Raw genomic sequence first — 6045 nt, forward strand, 5'->3', positions numbered from 1 at the left:
GCTGGTGACACGACGTCGCCGCCCGCCCAGATCTCGCGGACCCCGGCGAAGCACTCCGGGCGCTCCTCCGCCAGCACCCGGAACAGCCCGGCGCTCACGAACATGCCGGTGACGGACTGCTCGGTGATCACAGCCGCCAGCTCCGTGCCGCTGAGGCGGCCCGCGGGGGCGACGACGACCCGGCCGCCGGTCAGCAGGGGCGTCCAGATCTCGAACGTCGAGGCGTCGAAGGCGTACGGGGAGTGCATCAGCACCCGCTCGTGGTTGCCGCGCCGCCAGTAGCGGTCCGCCGCCAGGTGCACCACATTGCGGTGCGTGTTGGCCACGCCCTTCGGGACGCCCGTGGAGCCGGACGTGAACATCACGTAGATCAGCTGCCGCGCGTCCGTCGGGACCTTCGGGTCGGTGTCCGGCTGGCCCGCGTACGCCTCGTCGTCTCCGACGCGGACGATCGGCGCATCGACGGCGAACCCGACGGCTTCCGGTTCCCGGTCCGTGAGCAGGGCCACCGCGTCCGTGCTGCCGAGGATGAATTCGGAGCGGCTCGCGGGCTGGTTCGGGTCGAGCGGTACGTACACGCCGCCCGCCTTCAGCACGGCGAGGCTGGAGACCACCACCTCCATCGACCGTTCTTGCAGCACCGCCACCCGGCTCTCCGGGCGCACCCCCAGACCGAGCAGCCGGTGCGCGAGACGATTGGCCCGCGCGTTCAGCTCCGCGTAGGTGAGGGACCGCTCCCCCGAGACCACCGCCACCGCGTCAGGCGTGGCCGCCGCCTGCTCCTCGAAGAGCACATGCACCGCGATGTCCGCCGGGAAGTCGACATCCGTGTCGTTCCACTCCGTGACCACGCGGCGCCGCTCGGCGTCGTCGAGGACGTCGACGCGGCCCACCGGGCGTTCCGGGTCCGTGACAACTACCTCCAGCACCCGCGTGAAGCGCTCGGCGATCGCTTCGACGCGCGCGCGGTCGAGCAGGTCGGGCTGGAAGTCCCAGACGAAGCGGAGCTGTTCGCCAGGGAGCGCCTTGAGGCCGAGTGGGTAGTGCACGGCGTCGCGCGCCGCCGCCCGGTGGAGCCGCAGCCCGGACGCCTCGATCAGATCGGTGAACTCGCCATTGTCGAGCGGGTAGTTCTCGAAGACCAGTGAGGTGTCGAAGAGTTCGCCGACGCCGGTCGCCCGCTGGATGTCGGCGAGGCCGAGGTGCTGGTGGTCCAGCATCGCCGTCTGCTCGTCCTGGATGCGGGCCAACAGGCGCGAAAGGGGTTCGGCGGGGCGCAGCCGGGCTCGCAGCGGCAGGGTGTTGATGAACAGGCCCACCATGTCCTCGACGCCCGCCAGTTCCGGCGGCCGGCCGGAGACGGTGACGCCGAAGACCACGTCCTCACGACCCGTCAGGCCGGCCAGTACGAGCGCCCAGGCGCCCTGCACGACGGTGTTCAGCGTCAGCCCGTACGCACGGGCCCGCTCCGCGAGCGCGGCCGTGCGCTCCCGCGAGAGCGCGAGCTCCACCTTCCGCGGGTCGGACACGGCGTGCTCGGCGTCGACGGGTGCGATGCGGGTGGGCTCCTCGAAGCCTTCCAGCGCCTCGCGCCACGCCGCTTCCGCTGCCGAACGGTCCTGTGCGGCCAGCCACTTGAGGTGATCGGTGTACGGGCGTACGGCGCGCAGCTCGTGGCCGCCGCCGTAGAGCGCGAACAGTTCCCGCAGGACGATCGGCGACGACCAGCCGTCCAGCAGGAGGTGATGGCAGGTCAGCACCAGCCGGTGGCGGCCGTCGCCGAGGGCGAGCAGGGTGAAGCGCAGCAGCGGCGGACGGGACAGGTCGAAGCGGCGCTGCCGTTCCTCCTTCAGGAACCGCTCGGTCGCGGCCTCCCGCTCCGCCTCCTCCAGCCCGGACAGGTCCAGCTCGCGCCACGGCACCTGGGCCACGGCCTCGGCGGGGATCACCTGCACGGGGCGGCTCAGCCCCTCGTGCCGGAACCCGGCGCGCAGGTTGGCGTGCCGCGCCAGCAGCGCCTGCCCCGCGGCGCGGAAGGCCGGGACGTCGAGTGTGCCCTCGAAGTCGAGGACGGTCTGGACGGTGTAGACGTCGTCGCCGCGCTCGTCGAAGAGGCCGTGGAACAGCAGGCCCGACTGGAGCGGCGACAGCGGCAGCACGTCCACCGCGCCCGGCTCGGCGGCCACCAGCTCCGCGAGCTCGTCGGCCGGCAGCGCCGTCAGCTCCACACCGTCCGGCTCGTCGGACGTGGCGGACGACACCGTGCGGGAGTGAGCGTCGAGAGCGGCTACGGTCCGGTGCTCGAAGACCTCGCGGACGGAGAACTCCAGCCCCGCCCGGCGGGCCCGGCTCACGAGCTGGAGGGACAGGATGCTGTCGCCGCCGAGGTCGAAGAAGCTGTCGTCGACGCCGACCGCCGGCACGCCCAGCACCTCGGCGTAGAGCGCGGCCAGCAGCTCCTCGCGCGGGGTGCGGGGCTCGCGGCCGGCGGTCTCCGCACCGTATTCGGGGGCGGGCAGGGCCTTGCGGTCGAGCTTGCCGTTCGGGGTGAGCGGCAGCGCGCCGAGGGCGACGACGGCGGACGGCACCATGTAGTCGGGCAGGGCCTCGCCCACGTGGCGGCGCAGCGCGCCCGCGTCGGCTTCGGCCCCATCTGCGGGCACGACGTAGGCCACGAGGCGCTTGTCGCCGGGCCGGTCCTCGCGTACGACCACCGCGGTCTGGGCCACCGACGGATGGCCGCTGAGAGCCGCCTCGATCTCGCCGAGTTCGATGCGGAAACCGCGGATCTTCACCTGGAAGTCGGTGCGTCCGATGTACTCCAGCTCGCCGTCCGCACTCCACCGCACCAGGTCACCGGTCCGGTACATACGAGCGCCCGCCCGGCCGTACGGGTCGGCGACGAACCGCTCCGCCGACAGCCCCGGACGCCCGTGATAGCCGCGCGCCAGACCCTCCCCCGCGATGTACAGCTCACCGGAGACGCCGGGCGCGACCGGCCGCAGCCCGGCGTCCAGGACGTACAGCCGGGTGTTGCGGATCGGCCGCCCGATCGGCGGGGTGGTCTGAGTGCCCGTACGGGAGTACCAGGCCGCCGCGTACACCGTGGCCTCGGTCGGCCCGTAGATATTCGCCAGCCGCTCCGCGCCCACCGCCCGCACGATGTCGTTCGCGGCCTGCGCGGACAGCGCCTCGCCCGCCAGGACCACGCTGCGCGCGCCCGCGCGCAGTTCGCCGCCCGCCACGATGTGGGCGAGGGCGGAGGGCACGCCGCTCACGATCCCGGCGCGCGCGCCGGAGTACGAGCCGTCGGCGAGGGCGAGGAGGTCCCGTACCACCTCGATCGCGCCACCGGACAGCAGCGGCCCGAACATCTCGAAGACGGAGACGTCGAAGTTGAGGGACGTGGACGCCACCACGCGGGCCAGCTCCTCGGCCCCGAACTCCGCCGCCGCCCACGCCGCCAGATCCGCGACGTTCTCATGCGGCACCACGACGCCCTTCGGCATCCCCGTGGACCCTGACGTGTAGATCGCGTACGCCGGGTGGAGGGGGGACAGCGTGCCGGAGCGGTCCGCGTCCGTCGGGTCGGAGGCGGGGCGGTCCGCGACGGCCACGGCGGTCTGCGGGGCGTCGAGCACCAGGCGCTCGGGGCCGCCGTCCGGCAGCCGCGACAGCACGTCCTCGACCGTGATCAGCAGGGCGGGCGCGGCGTCGGCGAGCAGGTGGGCGATGCGGTCGGCCGGGTAACCCGGGTCCACGGGCACGTACGCGGCGCCGGACTTCAGCACCGCGAGCACGGCGATGATGGTGAGCTCCGAGCGCGGCAGGGAAATCCCCACGAAGCCCTCGGGGCCCGCGCCCAGCGAGATCAGGAGATGCGCGAGCCGGTTGGCACGCTCGTTCAACTCGGCGTAACTGAGCGTGACTTCACCATATGTGACGGCGACGGCATCGGGCGTACGGGCCGCCTGACGCTCGAACAGTTCCGGCAGCGTCGCCCGTGGCACCTCGGCCGCCGTGTCGTTCCACTCCTCCAGCACCCGCCGCCGCTCGTCCGCGCCCAGCACGTCCACCTGACTGACCGCCAGCTCCGGCGCGGCCGTCACCGCCTCCAGCAGCCGCACGAACCGCTCCCCGATCCGTGCGACCGACTCGCGGTCGAACAGGGCTGGCTGGTAGTGCAGCCGGAAAGAGAGGGACTCGCCGGGCAGGGCGACGAGGCCGAGGGGGTAGTGCACGGCGTCGCGCGCGGTGGCACCGCGCAGCCGCAGCCCGGCGTCGGCGGCCGACGCGCCGAGCCCGTCCGCGTCGAGCGGGAAGTTCTCGAACACGAGAAGCGTGTCGAAGAGTTCGCCGAATCCGGTGTGGCGCGCGATGTCCGTCAGGCTCAGGTGCTGGTGGTCCAGGAGCCGGGTCTGCTCGTCCTGGAGACGGGCGAGGAACCGCGCCAGGGGCTCGGCGGGGAGCGGCCGGGCGCGCAGCGGGAGGGTGTTGATGAACAGGCCCACCATGTCCTCGACGCCCGCCAGCTCCGGCGGGCGACCGGAGACGGTGACGCCGAAGACCACGTCCTCACGGCCCGTCAGGCTGCCCAGTACCAGGGCCCAGGCGCCCTGCACGACGGTGTTCAGCGTCAGCCCGTACGTACGGGCACGCTCCGCGAGCGCGGCTGTGCGCTCCGGGGTCAGCGCGAACTCCACGCGTTCCGGCTCTGCTTGCGCGTACTCACCGATAGGCGCGACGCGGGTCGGCTCCTCGAAGCCCGCGAACGCTTCCCGCCATGCGGCCTCGGCCGCCGAACGGTCTTGTGCGGCAAGCCACTTGAGGTGGTCGCTGTACGGGCGTACGGCGGGAAGTTCGTGGCCGCCGCCGTAGAGCGCGAACAGTTCGCGGGCGAGCACGGGCAGCGACCAGCCGTCGAGCAGCAGGTGGTGGTGGGTGAACACCAGTTGGTGGCGGTCGTCGCCGAGGGTGAGCAGGGTGAAGCGGAGCAGCGGCGGCCGGGACAGGTCGAAGCGCTCGTCCCGGTCGCGGGCGAGGAAGAGTTCGGCCTCCGCCTCGCGCTCCGCGCCCCCGAGGCCCGACAGGTCCAGCTCGCGCCAGGGCAGCGCGGCCTCGGCGGGGATCATCTGCACGGGGCGGCTGAGCCCCTCGTGCCGGAATCCGGCGCGGAGGTTCGGGTGGCGGTCCAGCAGTGTCTGGCCCGCGGCCCGCAGGGCAGGGGCGTCGACGGTGCCTTCGAGGTCGAAGCGGACCTGGAGGGTGTAGATGTCGGGGCCCTGGTCGTCGTAGAGGCCGTGGAAGAGCAGGCCCGACTGGAGCGGCGACAGCGGCAGCACGTCCACCGCGCCCGGCTCGGCGGCCATCAGCTCCGCCAGTTCGTCGGCGGGCAGCGCCGCCAGCTCCACACCGTCCGGCTCGCCGGAGACGGCTGACGACACCGTGCGGCAGTGCTCACCGAGGGCGGCGGCGGTGCGGTGCTCGAAGACCTCGCGGACGGTGAACTCCAGCCCGGCCCGGCGGGCGCGGCCGACGAGGCGCAGCGCGAGGATGCTGTCGCCGCCGAGGTCGAAGAAGCTGTCGTCGATGGTGGTGCGGGTGACGCCGAGGACGTCCGCGTACAGGCCGGTCAGCAGCGTTTCGCGGGCGTCGCGCGGGGCCCGCCCGGCGGAGCCGGCGCTGTAGTCGGGGGCGGGCAGGGCGTCGCGGTCGAGCTTCCCATTGGGCGTCAGGGGCAGTTCGTCCAGCGTGACGACGGCGGACGGCACCATGTAGTCGGGCAGGGCGGCGAAGGCGTGCTCGCGCAGTGCGCCGGGGCCGGGGCGGTGGCCGGGTGCCGGCACGACGTAGGCGACGAGGCGCTTGTCGCCGGGCCGGTCCTCGCGCACGACCGCCGTCGTCCGGGCGACAGAGGGGTGGGCGCCGAGTACGGCCTCGACCTCGCCGGGTTCGATGCGGAACCCGCGGATCTTGACCTGGAAGTCGGTGCGGCCGACGTACTCCAGGTTCCCCTGGGGGTTCCACCGCGCCAGGTCGCCCGTG

At 73.3% G+C, this 6045-nt stretch carries 1 protein-coding gene; it reads right to left on the minus strand.

Annotated elements, in window-relative coordinates:
• A partial coding sequence (locus tag ACFU99_RS29620) for an amino acid adenylation domain-containing protein (protein WP_384397848.1) occupies positions 1-6045 on the minus strand: 6045 nt, incomplete at both ends.

Source organism: Streptomyces sp. NPDC057654 (assembly GCF_042800135.1).
Taxonomy (GTDB): Bacteria; Actinomycetota; Actinomycetes; order Streptomycetales; family Streptomycetaceae; genus Streptomyces.